The organism is Staphylococcus sp. HMSC34C02 (assembly GCF_001838705.1).
Taxonomy (GTDB): domain Bacteria; phylum Bacillota; class Bacilli; order Staphylococcales; family Staphylococcaceae; genus Staphylococcus; species Staphylococcus borealis.
Map to the genome: position 1 here is coordinate 346362 of NZ_KV838592.1, position 18761 is coordinate 365122.

14 protein-coding genes are annotated in these 18761 nt (G+C 32.7%); 9 read left to right on the forward strand and 5 right to left on the reverse strand.

The features are described 5' to 3' along the window. Positions 1-7: 7 nt before the first annotated feature. Together HMPREF3239_RS10325 and plsY are read right to left on the reverse strand one after the other, a co-directional pair. A complete protein-coding gene (locus HMPREF3239_RS10325; protein ID WP_053030979.1) occupies positions 8-307 on the reverse strand; it encodes a HesB/YadR/YfhF family protein in 300 nt (99 codons plus the stop codon). A gap of 427 nt (positions 308-734) precedes the next feature. Continuing rightward, positions 735-1343: a glycerol-3-phosphate 1-O-acyltransferase PlsY gene (plsY, locus tag HMPREF3239_RS10330; protein ID WP_053030977.1), complete on the reverse strand. Its 609-nt coding sequence runs from the start codon at positions 1341-1343 to the stop codon at positions 735-737. 201 nt (positions 1344-1544) lie between these two features. Between plsY and parE the strand changes: the two genes are divergently transcribed. From parE to mprF, 6 genes are all read left to right on the forward strand, one after another. Further along, complete coding sequence (parE, locus tag HMPREF3239_RS10335; protein WP_070855578.1) at positions 1545-3545, forward strand: DNA topoisomerase IV subunit B; 2001 nt, start codon at positions 1545-1547, stop codon at positions 3543-3545. Continuing rightward, a complete protein-coding gene (parC, locus tag HMPREF3239_RS10340) occupies positions 3542-5941 on the forward strand; it encodes a DNA topoisomerase IV subunit A (RefSeq protein WP_070855579.1) in 2400 nt (799 codons plus the stop codon). The genes parE and parC overlap by 4 nt, the downstream gene beginning before the upstream one ends. 214 nt (positions 5942-6155) lie before the next feature. Next, positions 6156-7613, forward strand: coding sequence for a glutamine transporter AlsT (locus HMPREF3239_RS10345; RefSeq protein ID WP_053030971.1), 1458 nt, complete (start codon positions 6156-6158; stop codon positions 7611-7613). A 162-nt stretch (positions 7614-7775) separates the two neighbouring features. Then, entirely contained in the window at positions 7776-8624 is an 849-nt protein-coding gene (gene glcT / locus HMPREF3239_RS10350) for a glucose PTS transporter transcription antiterminator GlcT (protein ID WP_070855580.1), read from the forward strand. Between the two features lie 82 nt (positions 8625-8706). After that, positions 8707-9936, forward strand: a complete 1230-nt coding sequence (locus tag HMPREF3239_RS10355; RefSeq protein WP_070855581.1) for an AI-2E family transporter — start codon at positions 8707-8709, stop codon at positions 9934-9936. 272 nt (positions 9937-10208) lie between these two features. Continuing rightward, positions 10209-12731, forward strand: coding sequence for a bifunctional lysylphosphatidylglycerol flippase/synthetase MprF (gene mprF / locus HMPREF3239_RS10360; RefSeq protein WP_070855582.1), 2523 nt, complete (start codon positions 10209-10211; stop codon positions 12729-12731). A gap of 80 nt (positions 12732-12811) precedes the next feature. Here the strand turns inward: mprF and msrA are convergent, their stop codons facing one another. After that, entirely contained in the window at positions 12812-13318 is a 507-nt protein-coding gene (gene msrA, locus HMPREF3239_RS10365) for a peptide-methionine (S)-S-oxide reductase MsrA (RefSeq protein WP_053030965.1), read from the reverse strand. Between the two features lie 146 nt (positions 13319-13464). Between msrA and HMPREF3239_RS10370 the strand changes: the two genes are divergently transcribed. After that, positions 13465-14442 (forward strand): LCP family protein, encoded by a 978-nt coding sequence (locus HMPREF3239_RS10370; RefSeq protein WP_053030963.1) that lies wholly within the window; start codon positions 13465-13467, stop codon positions 14440-14442. An 87-nt stretch (positions 14443-14529) separates the two neighbouring features. Here HMPREF3239_RS10370 and HMPREF3239_RS10375 read toward each other — a convergent pair whose 3' ends face one another. Next, on the reverse strand, positions 14530-14718 hold the full coding sequence (locus tag HMPREF3239_RS10375; protein WP_053030962.1) for a 2-hydroxymuconate tautomerase: 189 nt from the start codon (positions 14716-14718) through the stop codon (positions 14530-14532). 152 nt (positions 14719-14870) lie between these two features. Between HMPREF3239_RS10375 and HMPREF3239_RS10380 the strand changes: the two genes are divergently transcribed. Next, the gene (locus tag HMPREF3239_RS10380; RefSeq protein ID WP_070855583.1) at positions 14871-16133 is read left to right on the forward strand and encodes a Y-family DNA polymerase; all 1263 of its coding nucleotides are present in this window, start codon (positions 14871-14873) and stop codon (positions 16131-16133) included. A 213-nt stretch (positions 16134-16346) separates the two neighbouring features. Here the strand turns inward: HMPREF3239_RS10380 and HMPREF3239_RS10385 are convergent, their stop codons facing one another. Beyond that, positions 16347-17438 (reverse strand): prephenate dehydrogenase, encoded by a 1092-nt coding sequence (locus HMPREF3239_RS10385; RefSeq protein ID WP_053030959.1) that lies wholly within the window; start codon positions 17436-17438, stop codon positions 16347-16349. Positions 17439-17590: 152 nt separating this feature from the next. Between HMPREF3239_RS10385 and HMPREF3239_RS10390 the strand changes: the two genes are divergently transcribed. Further along, the gene (locus HMPREF3239_RS10390; RefSeq protein WP_070855584.1) at positions 17591-18628 is read left to right on the forward strand and encodes a M42 family metallopeptidase; all 1038 of its coding nucleotides are present in this window, start codon (positions 17591-17593) and stop codon (positions 18626-18628) included. Positions 18629-18761: the final 133 nt, after the last annotated feature.

Genomic DNA, 18761 nt, shown 5'->3' on the forward strand with positions numbered 1-18761 from the left:
TTATGATTTAATTTACTTTAGAATAGGCAATTTCGTCATCATGGTCTACTTTTTCAACGAGAACATCACTATCTTCGAAATACCATAAATCATCTTCTGAAACGACCAATACTAAGTCATTATAATTCTCTTCATAACCTATTTCTACATCTTGTCTAGGTTCAACACGAAAGGCAGGACTGAAACCTTGTTTAAGTTGAAATTCACCACCATATCGTACGTAAAACTGTAAAACCTTGTCATTCTCAGGCAAATCTAATTCATCTTTAAACCATTCTACAGCTTGATCTGTTAGTTTAATTTTCATTACATAATCCTCCTACCTTATATATCTATTTCTAAATTTTTATCTTTATTGGAACTCTAAGCATTATAACATAATACCTTTTTGAGATAATCTTTAATGATTTTATGAGCATAATAAAAAGGAGCAGGACAGAATGCTTTTAAATTCACTGTCCTACTCCCAACTTGCTTTGCTTGTAGAATTTCTTGATGAAGTTCTCTTTGCTGGGGCCCCAACTCCCAGCTTGCTTAGCTTGTAGAATTTCTTGATGAAGTTCTCTTTGCTGGGGCCCCGCTCCCAGCTTGCTTTAGCTTGGGCTCTGCCCGCAAAGATGACTAGTTTTGTGAATAGCTTGGTTCAAGCGTCTTCTCAATACAGTCAGCTACTGTGATTTGCAAAGTAGCAATATTATATTATATATCTCGGATCGATATTTTCTGATTAATAATTACATCCATTTTATTTTAGGTTCTTCGCCTTTAAAGATTCTTACTATATTAGTACGGTGCCTTACGATTAAAATAATCGAAACAAGTAGGCTCATACCGAATAATATGTAATCTTGTATGATGAGTGAGCCAATTACACAACATATTGCAGCAATAATACTTGAGAGTGAAACATATTTAAATATATATAACACGCCAAAGAATATAATTGCTAATACGAGCAGTAAGATAGGATTTACACCTAAGACAACACCTGCACTTGTAGCAACTGCTTTACCACCTTTAAATTTAAGGTATATCGGATAAACGTGTCCTAGTATTGCGAATAAACCTACGATTAACCCATGTGTGAAGAACGTGCTAAGCGGTCCATCTGCATGCACTGGAAACCAAATGGGAAAGAAAACGGTTATAAACCCTTTAAATATATCTAAAAAGGTTACAACAAATCCTGCTGGTTTACCAAGAACTCGGAAGCTATTAGTTGCGCCAGTATTGCCACTTCCAAATTGTCTAATATCTTTTTTGAAAAAGAGCTTTCCTATAACATATCCATTAGGAATAGCACCGATGAGATAGCTTAATATGAGCATGACTACTATCATCATATAACTTTACACATCCTTTAATAACGTAGCTATATTTTACCATAATCTCATAGCTAGCAACGACCAATTTTGAAATTTTGTTTTTTTACTAACTTAAAATTGATTAGTTTTTAACTCACACTTGCAATTTAGACCGATTTATATAAGAATAACTATTGTATAGTTTTTAAAACGAACGTACGTTTGTAGGAGGCGAACGCATTGGCAACAAAAAATTCAAATCATTATTCAGATGATTCTATTCAAGTATTAGAGGGATTGGAAGCTGTAAGAAAGCGTCCAGGTATGTATATAGGATCTACTGATAAACGAGGTCTACATCATTTAGTATATGAAGTTGTAGATAACTCTGTGGATGAAGTGTTAAACGGATATGGTAATGAAATAAATGTAACAATTAATCAGGATAATAGTATTTCTATTGAAGATAATGGTCGTGGCATGCCTTCAGGGATGCATGTATCAGGTAAACCTACTGTAGAAGTTATTTTTACCGTCTTACATGCCGGTGGTAAATTTGGTCAAGGTGGATATAAAACATCTGGTGGATTACATGGTGTTGGTGCTTCAGTCGTTAATGCATTGAGCGAATGGTTAGAAGTTGAAATACATAGAGATGGTAATATCTACAAGCAAAGTTTTAAAAATGGTGGGGTGCCTGCCTCTGGTTTAGTTAAATCAGGTAAAACGAAGAGAACAGGAACTAAAGTTACATTTAAACCAGATCCTGAAATATTTAAAGCAACAACTTCATTCAATTTTGATACATTGAGTGAAAGATTACAAGAATCAGCCTTCCTATTAAAGAATCTTAAAATAACATTGAAAGATTTACGTAGTGGTAAAGAACGTGAAGATGTTTACCATTATGAAGAGGGGATTAAAGAATTTGTAAGTTACGTCAACGAAGGCAAAGAAGTTCTTCATGATGTAACAATGTTCACAGGTTCAGCTAATGGCATAGAAGTGGATGTTGCTTTCCAATATAACGATCAATACTCAGAGAGTATATTAAGTTTCGTTAATAACGTGCGTACAAAAGACGGAGGAACACATGAAGTAGGATTTAAAACTGCTATGACACGTGTCTTTAATGATTACGCTAGACGAATTAATGAATTAAAAGAAAAAGACAAAAATTTAGATGGTAATGATATACGTGAAGGTTTAACTGCGATTATATCAGTACGTATTCCAGAAGAGTTGCTACAGTTTGAAGGACAAACGAAGTCTAAATTAGGTACTTCAGAAGCGCGTAGTGCGGTTGATTCAGTAGTCTCTGATAAATTACCGTTTTATTTAGAAGAAAAAGGACAACTTTCTAAATCACTTGTGAAAAAGGCAATTAAAGCACAACAAGCTAGAGAAGCAGCACGTAAGGCCCGTGAAGACGCACGTTCAGGTAAGAAGAATAAACGTAAAGATACGTTGCTCTCAGGAAAGTTAACACCTGCGCAAAGTAAGAATACTGAAAAAAATGAATTGTATTTAGTCGAAGGGGACTCTGCAGGTGGTTCAGCTAAGCTTGGTAGAGATAGAAAATTCCAAGCGATTTTACCTTTGCGAGGTAAAGTTATTAATACTGAAAAAGCAAGACTTGAGGATATATTTAAGAATGAAGAGATTAACACGATTATCCATACAATTGGCGCTGGAGTAGGAAATGACTTCAAAATTGAAGATAGCAATTACAATCGTATTATTATCATGACTGATGCTGATACAGATGGTGCGCACATTCAAGTATTATTATTAACTTTCTTCTTCAAGTATATGAAACCACTAGTACAAGCTGGTAGAGTGTTTATTGCATTGCCTCCACTTTATAAACTTGAAAAAGGAAAAGGTAAATCTAAACAAGTCGAATATGCTTGGACAGACGATGAACTTGATAAACTTCAGAAAAAATTAGGAAAAGGATTTATGTTACAACGTTATAAAGGTCTTGGTGAAATGAACCCTGAACAGTTATGGGAAACGACAATGAATCCTGAAACTCGAACGCTTATTCGTGTTCAAATTGAAGATGAAATGCGCTCTTCTAAACGTGTTACAACATTGATGGGTGATAAAGTTGCACCGCGTCGTGAATGGATTGAAAGTCACGTTGAATTTGGCATGCAAGAAGATCAAAGTATATTAGATAACACTGAAGTACAAGTAATTGAAACTGAAGAATATACTGAGGAGGAAACAAATTGAGTGAGATAATTCAAGATTTATCACTTGAAGATGTGATAGGCGATCGTTTTGGAAGATATAGTAAATATATTATTCAAGAACGTGCTTTACCGGATGTTCGTGATGGTTTAAAGCCAGTGCAACGAAGAATTCTTTTCGCAATGCATAGTAGTGGAAATACCTATGATAAAAATTTCCGTAAAAGTGCTAAGACAGTCGGTGATGTTATCGGTCAATATCATCCACATGGTGACTTATCAGTATATAATGCAATGGTCCGTTTAAGTCAAGATTGGAAATTGCGACATGTCTTAATTGAAATGCATGGTAATAACGGTAGTATTGATAATGATCCACCAGCAGCAATGCGTTATACCGAAGCAAAGTTAAGTCAATTATCTGAGGAACTTGTACGTGATATTAATAAAGAAACAGTAGCTTTTGTTTCTAACTATGACGATACAACACTTGAGCCAATGGTATTGCCGGCAAGATTCCCCAATTTACTAGTAAATGGTTCAACAGGTATTTCTTCTGGTTATGCGACTGATATTCCGCCGCACAATTTAGCTGAAGTAATTCAAGCAACATTGAAATACATCGATAATCCTAATATTACTGTTAGTCAATTAATGAAATATATTAAAGGACCAGATTTTCCTACTGGTGGTATTATTCAAGGTATCGATGGTATTAAGAAAGCTTATGAAACCGGGAAAGGTAAAATTGTCGTACGTTCTAAAGTCGACGCAGAAACACTTCGAAATGGCCGCCAACAACTTATCGTGACAGAAATTCCATACGAGGTGAATAAAAGTTCACTTGTTAAACGTATTGATGAATTAAGAGCCGATAAGAAAGTAGACGGTATCATTGAAGTACGAGATGAGACGGATCGTACTGGTTTAAGAATTGCTATTGAATTGAAAAAAGATGTAAATGCAGAGGCTATAAAGAACTATTTATTCAAGAACTCTGATTTACAAATTGCATATAACTTTAACATGGTTGCAATTAGTGACGGACGTCCTAAATTAATGGGTATTCGTCAAATTATAGATAGTTATTTAAATCATCAAATTGAAGTGGTAGCGAACCGTACTAAATATGATTTAGATCATGCTGAAAAACGTATGCATATTGTAGAAGGTTTAATGAAAGCATTATCAATTTTGGATGAGGTTATTGCTTTAATTCGTAACTCTAAGAATAAAAAAGATGCAAAAGACAATTTAGTATCTGAATTCGAATTTACAGAAGCGCAAGCAGAAGCTATCGTTATGCTTCAACTATACCGTTTAACGAATACAGATATCGTTGCGTTAGAAAATGAACATAATGAGTTAGCAAATATGATTAAAGAATATCGTCATATACTGGATAATCATGATGCGCTGTTACAAGTAATTAAGAATGAATTGACTGACATTCGAAAACGATTTAAATCTGAACGTTTGTCATCAATTGAAGCGGAAATTGCAGAAATTAAAATTGATAAAGAAGTGATGGTGCCAAGTGAAGATGTTGTTTTAAGTATCACACGTCAGGGTTATATTAAACGCACATCTACACGTAGTTTTAATGCCAGTGGTGTTGCAGAAATTGGACTCAAAGATGGAGATAGTTTACTCAAATATCAAACAGTCAATACGCAAGACACGGTACTAGTATTTACAAATAAAGGTAGATATTTATTTATTCCGGTTCATAAATTATCGGATATCAGATGGAAAGAACTTGGGCAACATGTTTCTCAGATTGTTCCTCTAGACGATAATGAAACTGTGGTCGATGTATACAATGAGCAAAACTTCAAAGATGATGCATTTTATGTATTAGCAACGCGAAATGGTATGATTAAGAAAAGTAACGTTAGTTTATTTAAGACAACGCGCTACAATAAACCGTTAGTCGCCATGAAAGTTAAAGCACAGGATGAATTAATTAGTGTAATGCGCCTAAATGAAAATCAATTGATTACTGTATTAACTCATAAAGGCATGTCATTAACGTATTCAACTGAAGAATTATCTGATACGGGATTGAGAGCAGCTGGTGTTAAATCTATTAATTTAAAAGATGAAGATGTTGTAGTTATGACAGATGCCGTAAATCAAGATAGTTCAATTATAATGGCTACTCAAAGAGGCGCTGTAAAACGAATCAGCTATAAAATTCTACAACAAGCTAAGCGAGCACAAAGAGGAATTACATTACTTAAAGAATTGAAGAAAAATCCACACCGTATTGTTGCTGGTCATGTTGTTAAAGATGAGCATATGTATACATTATATTCTGAAAGTCATACGGAAGAAGGACAAATAACTGATATTCATTTATCTGAACAATATACAAATGGTTCATTTATCGTTGATGTTAAGGAGTTTGGAGACGTTCTAGATATGACAATCGACTAATTGCTCAAAAAATTTTATTTTCAATTTAAAAAGAAAATGATAAAATTGAACTTGTTATTTTAACCAATTTTAATCTTTCAAGAGATTTATATTGATGTTGTATAACCTCAAACGTAATATACATTAGTATTATTTTATTGAGTTTATTCAATGCAGTATAAATCTCTTGTAATATATCTTAGGATATTAATTAATTATAGATGAGAGGGATTTAATGAGTGATTTTGATAATTTAATACCTGGGTGGTTTAAAACAATCGTTCAGGTAGGTAATGATTTAATTTGGTCGCAATATTTAATTGGATTACTATTAACTGTAGGCTTCTTCTTTACAATTAGTTCTAAATTTGTGCAATTACGTATGTTGCCAGAAATGTTTAGAGCTTTAGTAGAGAAACCTGAAACATTGAATAGTGGTGAAAAAGGTATATCACCATTTCAAGCATTTGCAATCAGTGCTGGTTCTCGAGTAGGTACTGGTAATATTGCCGGCGTAGCTACGGCAATTGTGCTTGGTGGACCTGGTGCAGTATTTTGGATGTGGGTAATTGCTTTCATTGGAGCGGCAAGTGCGTTTATGGAAGCTACTTTAGCTCAAATTTATAAGGTTCACGATAAAGAAGGTGGATTCCGTGGGGGGCCAGCTTACTACATAACTAAAGGTTTAAATCAAAAATGGTTAGGTATTTTATTCTCAATATTAATTACTGTAACATTTGCGTTTGTATTTAATACTGTTCAATCTAATACAATTGCAGAGTCATTAAATACTCAATACAACATAAGTCCAGTTATAACAGGTATTGTATTGGCAGTTATTACAGGAATCATCATCTTTGGTGGTGTGCGCAGTATTGCGACATTATCATCATTGATTGTGCCTATCATGGCGATCATTTATATTGGAATGGTTTTAGTTATTTTATTATTAAATATCGACCAAATTGTTCCAATGATAGGTACGATCATTAAGAGTGCGTTTGGTTTCGAACAAGTTACCGGAGGCGCTGTTGGTGCGGCTATCCTTCAAGGTATTAAACGTGGTTTATTCTCTAACGAAGCTGGTATGGGTTCGGCACCTAATGCTGCTGCTACAGCGGCTGTACCACACCCAGTGAAACAAGGTTTAATTCAATCACTTGGTGTATTTTTCGATACTATGTTAGTTTGTACAGCTACAGCGATTATGATTTTATTATATTCAGGATTAAAATTTGGTGAAAGTGCACCTCAAGGTGTTCAAGTTACTCAATCAGCATTAAATGAACATTTAGGTTCAGCTGGGGGTATCTTCTTAACAGTTGCGATTACGTTATTCGCATTTTCTTCTGTAGTCGGTAACTATTACTACGGCCAATCAAATATTGAATTTTTATCTAAAAATAAAGCAATTATGTTTATTTTCAGATGTTTAGTTGTTTTATTAGTATTTGTTGGTTCAGTTGTGAAAACTGAAACAGTATGGAGTACTGCCGATTTATTTATGGGATTAATGGCGATTGTTAACTTGATTTCTATTATCGGTCTTTCAAATATAGCTATAGCTGTCATGAAAGATTATCAAAAACAACGTAAAGCTGGTATGAAACCTGTGTTCAAACCAGAGAATCTCGAAATTAACTTGTTTGGCATTGAAACTTGGGGTAGAGAAAATCAACTACCTAAAAAGTAATCGATTGAATAACTATTTAATATAATATTATTAACATACTCCTTTCAATGTATTGAATTTAGGTTTCATAACGTTGGAAGGAGTTTTTACATTAAGTTTGAAATCTTTTCATTTTTAATAATTCGTTTTATAATTCATATATTATAAAGAAAGGTGATTATGATGAGTGAGTATACTATTTCTAAAGCTTTAAATAACAACGTCATCATATGCACTTATAATAATCAAGAGGTTATTCTCATTGGAAAAGGTATTGGCTTTAATAAAAAGGCTGGAATGACCTTAGATGAAAGTGCTTCAATAGAAAAAGTTTATAAGCTAGAACAAAAGCAACAGCAAGAATATTATAAATCTTTAGTTGAAATTGCAGATGAAGATGTTCTACAAGCGATAATTGAAGCAGTCAATTTTATAACGAGTACAACGCATACTACTGACGATAAAAATCTGGTTGTTGCTTTGACTGATCACATTATATTTGCATACAAAAGATTAAAGCAAAATCAAATTATTAGTAATCCATTTGCTATTGAAACCAAACATTTATATAGTGGCGCTTATGCAATTGCAAGCCAAGTTATTGATAAACTGAATCAACGACTAGATGTCAATTTTCCACCTGATGAAATTGGATTTATCGCATTACATATCGCATCTAACACTGAGGATTTAACAATACACGAAATGTCTTTAATTAATAAGTTAATTAGTAAAAGCATACTGATTATTGAAAATGATTTGAACCATGAAATTGATAATCATACAGTTCAATATCAACGATTTATTAGACATATCCAATTTTTAATTCGACGTCTTAATAAAAAAGAATATATTTACGCTCAAGATGTCTTTATTGATATGGTTAAAAACCATTATCCTAATGCATACAATACTGCTTTTAAAATCTCAAGAATGATACAAAAACATTTAAATATTCCTATTGATGATTCTGAAATTGTTTATCTTGCACTACATATTTATCATTTTGAAACACAAATAAGTTCATCTTAAAGCGAAACAACATTTAATTGTTTTTATGTTATGATGTTAGATAGCTTTAGTTCTATAAGTTAGTTAAGGTATGGTGAGAAACATGACAACTGAAAATAAACAAGTTGAAGATAACAGCGCAAAAAAATTCAGTTTTACAGAAACGCGTTTTATGAAGTTTTTAGGCGGTAAAGATTTATTATTTGCTTTACTTTCATTAGTGCTCATAGGCATTGTAATATTTATATTTGATAAAGTTTCATATGTTTTTGAACCATTTATCATTATATTTAATACAATTGTGGCACCAATTATTTTATCGCTCATTTTGTTTTATCTTATTAATCCAATTATCAATTTGATGGAAAGATATAATATCCCAAGATTGCTGGGCATTATTATTGTGTTTTTAGCAATTGTTGGTGGCGCAACATTAATTATTAATTTATTAATTCCATTAATCAGTGATCAAATCACACGCTTAGCGAACAATTTCCCTAAGTATGTAGATAAATTTAATAATGCAATAGATCAAGTTACGCATTTTTCTTTCTTATCTTCATTTTATACTCAAATACAAGATTGGTTAGACTCTGTCTCTAACAAGATTCCTTCGATGGTTTCGAGTTATTTTGATGGATTTGGAACTAAAATAAGAAGTTTTGCAGAAGCGATAGTAAATGTAGGCGTAGTGCTTGTCACAACACCATTTGTATTGTTCTTTATGTTAAAGGATGGTCATAAGTTTAAAGAGTATTCAACTAAGATTATGCCACCAAAATTTAGAAAAGATTACCATGATTTAATGGAGAAAATGAGTGTACAAGTGGGTTCTTATATTCAAGGCCAAATTATTGTTTCATTTTGTATCGGTATCTTACTCTTTATTGGTTATTCTATCATTGGGCTTGATTATGGATTGGTGCTTGCATGTATCGCAGCTGTTACAAGCGTTGTTCCTTATTTAGGTCCAACTATTGCGATTTCACCAGCTATTATCATAGCTATTATTACATCTCCACTTATGTTATTGAAATTAATTGTAGTATGGACGCTTGTTCAATTTATCGAAGGACATTTTATTTCACCTAATGTCATGGGTAAAACATTGAAAATTCATCCTTTAACAATTATTTTCATCTTATTAAGTGCTGGTAATTTATTAGGAATCGTTGGTGTTATATTAGGTATACCAGGATATGCGATACTTAAAGTATTAGTCTCTCACATGTTCTTATTATTTAAACGTCGTTATAATAAGTATTACGGTAATGATTCAGGAGAATATGAAATAAAAAAAGAAGAGACAAAAGAATATACTCGAGCCGATTAGTACGGCTTGTTGATACAAAGTATAGTCGAGTAAAAGACAAATAATGCTAGAGTGTTACTTTGTAGTAGTTGACTAGGGCTGAGAAAGAGGGATATCCACTTTTTCTTAGCCCTAGTTTTTTAATGCAATGTACATATCAAATTTTGAAATCTGAATGTATAATCTCACGTACATTACAATACTGTTAGCACGTGTAATATATATTCATATGTTCATTCAAATGAAGGTATGATATATTTTAAACTAATCGAAGTTGAAGGTAGAGGTATGATATGACTGAAGAACTAAAAAATAGATTATTATCTATACTTAAATTTGTTTTTGCTGCAGTGTTGTTTATAGCAGTTGTTGCCACGCTATATCATGAACTAGCTCATATTAATTTCAAGCAAACGCTTGAAGCTTTTAGCAAAATTAATCGTTGGTACCTTGTAGGCTTATTTATCTGTGGTGGTGCTGCAATGATTTTGCTGAGCTTATACGATCTTATATTGGTTAAGGGATTGAAACTTGATATCCCACTGATAAGAGTGTTTAAAGTGAGCTATATTATTAATGCACTCAATGCTATTGTTGGTTTTGGTGGGTTTATCGGTGCTGGATTTAGAGCATTTGTGTATAAAAATTATACAACGGATCGAAAAAAATTAGTGCATGCCATTTCAATTATACTTATATCAATGTTGACAGGTTTGAGTCTTCTATCTATTCTTGTCGTATTACATATCTTTGATGCTTCGCACATATTAAATAAAGTAAGCTGGGTAAGATGGATATTATATATTGTTGCATTATTCTTACCTTTATTTATTGCTTATACTATGATTAATCCTATTGATCGTTATAACAAATATTTAGGTGTTTATTGCACATTGGTTTCTAGTGTTGAGTGGCTTGCTGCTGCATCAGTACTTTATTTATCGACAGTTATTGTTGATATTAATGTCGCATTTACGACTGTAATTGGAATTTTTATCATTGCTGCGCTTTCTGGATTAGTCAGTTTCATTCCCGGAGGTTTTGGTGCTTTCGATTTAGTTGTATTACTAGGATTAAAGTCGTTAGGCGTTCCTGAAGAAAAAGTTTTATTAGCGTTATTGTTGTATCGTTTCGCTTATTACTTTGTACCAGTCATTATTGCACTTGTATTATCTACTTTTGAATTTGGTTCATCTGCTAGAAAATACTTTGAAGAATCTAAATATTTTGTTCCTGCAAAAGATGTAACATCGTTTTTATTTTCTTATCAAAAAGATATTATTGCTAAAATACCATCTTTTGCTTTAGCCACTTTAGTATTAATCACAAGTTTTGTATTCTTTATTAATAACATTACGATTGTTTATGATGGCTTATATGATGATCATCATTTTGCATATTATATTATGTTATCTATTCATACTAGTGCTTGTTTATTATTACTTCTTAATGTTAGAGGGGTATACAAGCAAAGTCGTCGTGCTATTTTATTTGTAATGATTTCGCTTATTTTAATTTTCGCTGCGACAATATACACTTATGCATCTTTAATCTTATTATCATGGATTATTCTAATATTTGTATTACTTGTTCTTGCATATCGCCGATCTAAAGTTGTGAAGCGACCATTTAGATTAAAGAGGTTCATTGTAGCTATTATTTTGAGCGTCTTTGTATTATACGTTAATCACATTATTATTTCCGAAACATTATATGCGCTGGACATTTATCATATTGAAATGGATACATCATTATTAAAATATTATTTCTGGTTAACAATTCTTGTCGTTGTAATGTTAGTGGGTATAGTTGCATGGCTCCTTGAGTCAAAATACAATAGACCACACCAATTTGAAGATTTGTCACAATGTAAAGCAATCATAGAAACATATGGTGGTAATTATTTAAGTCATCTGATCTACAGTGGAGATAAAGATATCTTTATGCATGAAAATGAACAAGCATTTTTAATGTATCGTTATAAAGGTAATGCACTTGTTGTGTTAGGTGATCCAATTGGTGACCCAAATGCTTTCCAATCGTTGCTGATTGATTTTTATAATTATGGTGAAAAGTTAGGTTATGACATCATTTTTTATCAAGTATCAGATCGGTTTATGCCACTTTATCATAATTTTGGTAATCAATTCTTCAAATTGGGCGAAGAAGCCATCATAGATTTAACTCAATTTACGACATCAGGAAAGAAACGTCGTGGTTTTCGAGCGACACTTAATAAATTCGATGATTTAAATATTCAATTTGAAATTTTAGAACCACCTTTTTCAATGGATATTATTTCTGAATTGAAATATGTCAGTGATCAATGGTTAGATGGACGTAATGAAATGCATTTTTCAGTAGGACAATTTACTGAAGACTATTTACAACAAGCGCCTATTGGAATCATGAAGAATGAAGAGGGTAAAGTAATTGCGTTTTGTACTTTAATGCCTACTTATTATAATGAAGCTATTTCTGTTGATTTAATTCGTTGGTTACCTGACCTTGATTTACCTTTAATGGACGGTTTGTATTTGCATATGCTACTTTGGGGTAAAGACAAAGGCTATAAAGCATTTAATATGGGTATGGCAACATTATCGAATGTAGGTCAATTAAATTATTCATATCCACGTGAACGTGTAGCTGGTCGTGTTTTTGAACATTTCAATGGACTTTATCGCTTTCAAGGATTACGTAAATATAAAGAAAAATATAGCCCTAATTGGGAACCAAGATTTTTAGTTTATAGAAAAGACAGTTCATTATGGTATAGTATGCTAAAAGTAATGAGAGTTATTCGTCATAAATAAATCATTATTTAAAAATAAGGCATCCTACAACTGAAATGATAACAATCATTTATGAAGGATGCCTTTGATTATTTATGTGTTTAATTTGCGCTATAGTTAGCTCGGTCTTGTTGTTCTTGAGCATAACGCTCAGGGTTCTTTTTATAAAAATCTTGATGATATTCTTCTGCTTTGTAAAATGTTGAAGCGGGTAAGATTTTAGTTGCTATTGCTTTTTCAGAATGAATGGTTTGCTCGAGTTGGTGGATGTATTGTTCAGCGAGTTTTTTTTGGTCCTCATTCGTGTAGAAGATTGCCGTTCTATATTGAGAACCTCTGTCTTGAAACTGACCGCCATCATCAATAGGATCAATTACCGAAAAGAATACTTCCAATAATTTATTATAAGAAAACAGTGCAACATCATATTCGATTTTTACAGTTTCATAATGTCCTGTGGTCCCACTTTTCACATCTTCATAAGTAGGGTTGTGAGTTGAACCACCCATGTAGCCAGATGTTACTGTTTCTATACCATCGAATTGATCGAAAGGTTTGGTCATACACCAGAAACACCCACCAGCAAAATATGCTGTATTAATATTCATTTATGCCATCCTTTCATTGGACCTTAGTACCATTTATTTAAAAATTACTTGATTTTTTAAAGTAACTTCTATAACTTAATTATATATAATTATAGTACATAGATATACAATTTTGAAGATTTTTACAAGACGTAAGGTAGGTAAATATGACAGAAGAGAAGGATAAGACAGTATACAGACGACAAGCAGAATCAGAGACACCTTCTAAACGACGAAATAAGAAAAAACTACGAAAATTACCTTTTATTATTTTGATTATAGTAATATTGCTTCTTGCAGCTATTATTTATATCGTCCATAGTTATCGTAGTGGTGTTAATTATGCTGAGAAACATGCCAAAGATATTAAAGTACATAAGTTTAACGGACCTGTTAAAAATGATGGTAAGATTTCTGTACTTGTATTAGGCGCTGACAAAGCAAATGGTGGTAAGTCAAGAACTGACTCCATCATGGTAGTTCAATATGATTTTATTCATAAAAAGATGAAAATGATGTCAGTAATGCGAGATATTTATGCAGAAATACCTGGGTATCAAAATTACAAAATTAATGCAGCATATTCACTTGGTGGTCCAGAACTGCTAAGAAAAACATTAAATAAGAATTTAGGTATCAATCCGGAATATTATGCAGTCATTGATTTTACAGGCTTTGAAAAAATGATCGATGAATTAGAGCCAAATGGTGTTCCTATGGACGTAGAAAAAGATATGTCTGAAAACATTGGCGTATCTCTTAAAAAAGGTCATCATCGTTTGAATGGTAAAGAATTACTTGGATATGCAAGATTTAGACATGATGAGGAAGGAGACTTTGGGCGAGTTAGACGTCAACAACAAGTTATGCAAACGTTGAAAAAAGAATTAGTTACGCCTAGCTCTGTAGTTAAGTTGCCTAAAGTAGCTGGTATTTTGAGAGGCTATATTAATACAAGTATGCCTAATTCAGCGATATTCCAAACAGGTATAAGTTTTGGTATTAGAGGAGATAAGAACGTAGAATCTCTTACAGTGCCGATTAATAATTCATACCAAAATATTAATACTAATAATGATGGCAGTGCATTAGATATTGATAAAGATAAAAACAAAAAGGCTATTCAAGAATTTTTAAATAATTAAATGACAGTAAAAAAGCACACTTAGCAAGTGTGCTTTTTTACTACGCAATTAAATACCATAATATTATTATGTAAACTTATCTGCGTTTTATTCAGCGTCTGATTTTCTAACGCCTGCAACGCCATAATGATTTTTTTGCATTTCTTCAATGACAACATGAATAGCTTCTCTATTAGCTCCAGTTGTTTTTTCAACGGCATTTGTTACTTCAGTAACTAAATTTTTTAATTGTTCATCAGAACGTCCTTCTAATAATTTAACATTGATGATTGGCATTTTATTTCCTCCTTGAAATAGTAATTTCATCCATAGTATAGCATGTTTTAAGATACGACTCCAAAATAATTTTGAGAACACTCGTTCTTATTTTTGTTGAAATAGAACAAGTGTTCGTATATAATAGGAATTGGATAAGGGAGGTATCTGGCATGTATGATTATAATTTGTTGGAGGATAGAGATATTCTGTGTATTGATCAAAAGAGCTTTTTTGCTAGTGTTTCATGCATCGACAAAGGGTTGGACCCACTAGAAACAAAATTGGCAGTAGTTGCAGACACTAAAAGACAAGGTTCAGTTGTTTTAGCAGCTACACCTAAACTAAAAGAAATTGGTATTAAAACAGGATCTAGGCTATTTGAAATACCACATCGGAATGACATTTATATTATTAATCCTAGCATGAGAAAATATTTAGAAGTTTCAATTGAAATTTCTAAAATTGCACTTAAATATGTACCAGGAGAAGACTTGCATCAATATAGCATCGATGAATTTTTTTTAGATGTAACTAATAGTTATCATCGATTTAACTCTACTGTTCAGTCATTTGCAGAGCGATTACAAAAAGAGATAGAAGATAAAACAGGGATATATTGCACAATAGGCATAGGCTCAAATATGTTATTAAGTAAGGTTGCAATGGATATCGAAGCGAAGCATACAGCCAATGGTATTACAGAATGGAGATATTATGATGTCCCCCAAAAGTTGTGGAAAATTTCGCCACTAAGGGAATTTTGGGGCATTAATAAAAAAACAGAAGCAAAACTTAACAAGAAAGGGATTGTAACGGTAGGGGATTTAGCACAGTATCCGTATAAATATCTCAAAAGAGATTTTGGTGTAATAGGGGTGGATATGCATTTACACGCAAACGGTATTGATCAAAGTAAATTGAGAGAGAAATATAATGTTACTAATCCTTCTATATGCAAAAGCCAAATTTTGATGAGAGATTACCGATTTGAAGAGTCGAAGGTAGTCATGCAAGAACTAATTGAAGATGTTGCTAGTAGAATAAGAGCACGTAAGCAATTGGCAAGAACCATTCACTTTTCATTTGGCTATACGGAAGGTGGCGGCGTACATAAGCAATATACATTAACGGATGCGACAAACTTGGAGCGAGATATTTATAAGGTAGTAAATTATTATGCGAATCAATTATGTGATAAACACGCGCTGTATCGGACGTTGAGTGTATCATTGACACAACTTATTAATGAAGAAGACCGTCAACTCAATTTGTTTATTGATGAATATGAAAGAAGACGAGATGAGAAATTAGCCAAAACTATTGATTATTTACAAAATAAATATGGGAAGGGCATTATATCTAAAGCGATATCTTATACTGATGCTGGAACAAAGCATGGACGATTAGGTTTAATGGCAGGGCATAAAATGTAAATAATGTCCTCCTAACAATGATGGTATCAAGATGAAAATTGGGCATTCCAATTTCAAACTTGCTTTGCTCGTGGTATATCTTTGTGAAGTTCTCTTTACTCAGGGCTCGATGCCCAATTGTGCAATATTTGTATCATTTTTGCATTGGGGTCCAATCATCGGTGTCTTGAACTTCTAATATTTTAGGAGCGTCATCAAGTTAGGAGGATATACTTATAAAATATATGTTTCAAAATCATGTAATGCCTGAATACCACGTTCGCGATCTTCAGGAGTTTTAAAGCTAATTTGCAAAGCACCTAAAATATCTTCACGAACTTCGAGAATTTTTAAGTTACTTATAGAAATATTATGTAAACTTAAGATAGAAGTAACTTTGCTAATCATACCCGATTTATCTGGAATATCTACATAAAGATCATACGCAATACTTAGTGCACCTTGTTGCTTAACTGGGAGCTGGTCTCTGAACTTTTTAGCACTTGAGAAGAAATCATGAATCTCATCAGTGTGATTTGAGCGAATATGCGTGGAAATTGAATCTATCTGTTGTTGTAACATATCCAATAGGTGAAGTATGTTCTCTTGGTTACTAAATGTAATATCACGCCACATATCTGCATTACTACTAGCAATACGTGTAACATCTCTAAAACCACCAGCAGCTAATTGAGTTATCAAAGCATGATGATTTGAGTTTGATTCGCTTAAATGAACTAAACTTGATGCAATAATATGAGGTATGTGACTGACGACACCAGTAACGTAATCATGTTCTTGAGCAGAGGTTGTTATAAATTTTGCAGATGTCGTTGATAATAATGATTGTAATTTTTGGGCTGTTTCAGCATTGCGTGCATCATTATAAACAAGGATGTAGTAAGCATTCTCAAATAAGTGTTTTTTAGCGTTAAGAACACCTGATTTATGACTTCCAGCCATTGGATGGCCACCAATAAGATGAATATCATTGCTTAACAGAAATGCTTCGTAGCTTTGAATATTAGCTTTCGTACTGCCAGTATCAGTTACAATCAAATGAGGTTGTGTTTGATAATTAGGTAATTCTTTTAAATACACTTCAGTTTGTTGTACAGGCGTAGCATAAATGATAACGTCTGCTTTTTTAACACCTTCACTATAATCTTCAACTTTTTCGTCAATTATTCCAATCGACAAAGCTTTTTCTAGTTGATTTTTATCTGCATCAAAAGCAGATATGGTTAAGTTAGGCTGGTAATATTTTAAGTTGCTGGCTAAACTTCCACCAATCAAACCAAGACCTACAAATAAAATATGTTGCATATTGAATCACCTTATTTCGAAATTTTCAGAATATGTACATTGTAAGGTACAGACTATAGATAAACAATAGTAAAATAAATGAATTAATAGTGATAGTATTATAAATACGATAAAATGTTACCAATAAATAATTTAACTAGGGGGAGATAATGATGACTCAAAAGGTATTGAAAACAATAAAAGAACTCACAGAAATCAATAGTCCATCTGGTAATGCGACAGAGGCAATCAATTATGTTAAGAATAGAGTTGAATCACTAGGTTATGACACAAAGATAACAAATAAAGGCGCTTTAATTATCGAAGTTCAAGGAGAAAACCAAGCGCAACAAAGATGTATTACTGCTCATGTAGATACATTGGGAGCAATGGTTAAAGACATTAAAGAGGATGGCCGATTGGCTATAAGCTTAATAGGTGGATTTACATACAATGCTATTGAGGGAGAATATTGTGAGATTCAAACTGAATCGGGACAAACATATACTGGAACGATATGTATGCATGAAACAAGTGTGCACGTTTACAGAAATAACCATGAAATACCAAGAGATAGTGAACATATGGAAATCCGTATCGATGAAAAAACGACATCTGATCAAGAGACAAGAGATTTAGGAATTGAAGTGGGAGACTTTGTCAGTTTTGATCCTAGAACTGAAATTACCTCATCAGGATTTATCAAATCAAGACATTTAGATGATAAAGCGAGCGTGGCAATGATACTAGAATTGCTAGAGAAACTTAAGCAAGAAAAAACGCAATTACCATATACAACTCAATTTTACATTTCCAATAACGAAGAAATTGGTTATGGTGCTAATGCTTCTATATCGGATAAGATAGTAGAATTTATTGCACTTGATATGGGCGCATTAGGTGATGGCCAGTCATCAGATGAATACACCGTATCAATTTGTGCTAAAGATGGATCTGGTCCATATCATAAAGAATTAAAATCACATCTCATAAATTTATGTAAAATAAATGATATACCATATAAAGTGGATATTTATCCTTATTATAGTTCAGATGCGTCAGCAGCCTTAAAAGCTGGTGCTGATATTCGTCATGGCCTATTTGGTGCTGGTATCGAATCATCTCATGCACTAGAGAGAACGCATATAGAATCTATTGAAGCAACACAAAATCTTCTTTATGCATACTGTTTATCACCTATAAATTTATAATCCATTGTTGACAAACAAAATAGATTTTTGTATTATACTGAATTATAAGAAATATCACACAATTCTATGAATGAAGTAGATGATATGGTTTGTAGCAAATAGAAAGTCAATGGGTGATGCAAATTGGCACAAC

Coding starts and splice junctions, on each gene's coding strand:
- HMPREF3239_RS10375 (WP_053030962.1), bottom strand. CDS start 14,718: ATGCCAATCATCAATGTTAAATTATTAGAAGGACGTTCTGATGAACAA.
- HMPREF3239_RS10370 (WP_053030963.1), top strand. CDS start 13,465: ATGACAGAAGAGAAGGATAAGACAGTATACAGACGACAAGCAGAATCA.
- plsY (WP_053030977.1), bottom strand. CDS start 1,343: ATGATGATAGTAGTCATGCTCATATTAAGCTATCTCATCGGTGCTATT.
- msrA (WP_053030965.1), bottom strand. CDS start 13,318: ATGAATATTAATACAGCATATTTTGCTGGTGGGTGTTTCTGGTGTATG.
- mprF (WP_070855582.1), top strand. CDS start 10,209: ATGACTGAAGAACTAAAAAATAGATTATTATCTATACTTAAATTTGTT.
- HMPREF3239_RS10345 (WP_053030971.1), top strand. CDS start 6,156: ATGAGTGATTTTGATAATTTAATACCTGGGTGGTTTAAAACAATCGTT.
- HMPREF3239_RS10390 (WP_070855584.1), top strand. CDS start 17,591: ATGACTCAAAAGGTATTGAAAACAATAAAAGAACTCACAGAAATCAAT.
- HMPREF3239_RS10380 (WP_070855583.1), top strand. CDS start 14,871: ATGTATGATTATAATTTGTTGGAGGATAGAGATATTCTGTGTATTGAT.
- HMPREF3239_RS10325 (WP_053030979.1), bottom strand. CDS start 307: ATGAAAATTAAACTAACAGATCAAGCTGTAGAATGGTTTAAAGATGAA.
- glcT (WP_070855580.1), top strand. CDS start 7,776: ATGAGTGAGTATACTATTTCTAAAGCTTTAAATAACAACGTCATCATA.
- HMPREF3239_RS10355 (WP_070855581.1), top strand. CDS start 8,707: ATGACAACTGAAAATAAACAAGTTGAAGATAACAGCGCAAAAAAATTC.
- HMPREF3239_RS10385 (WP_053030959.1), bottom strand. CDS start 17,438: ATGCAACATATTTTATTTGTAGGTCTTGGTTTGATTGGTGGAAGTTTA.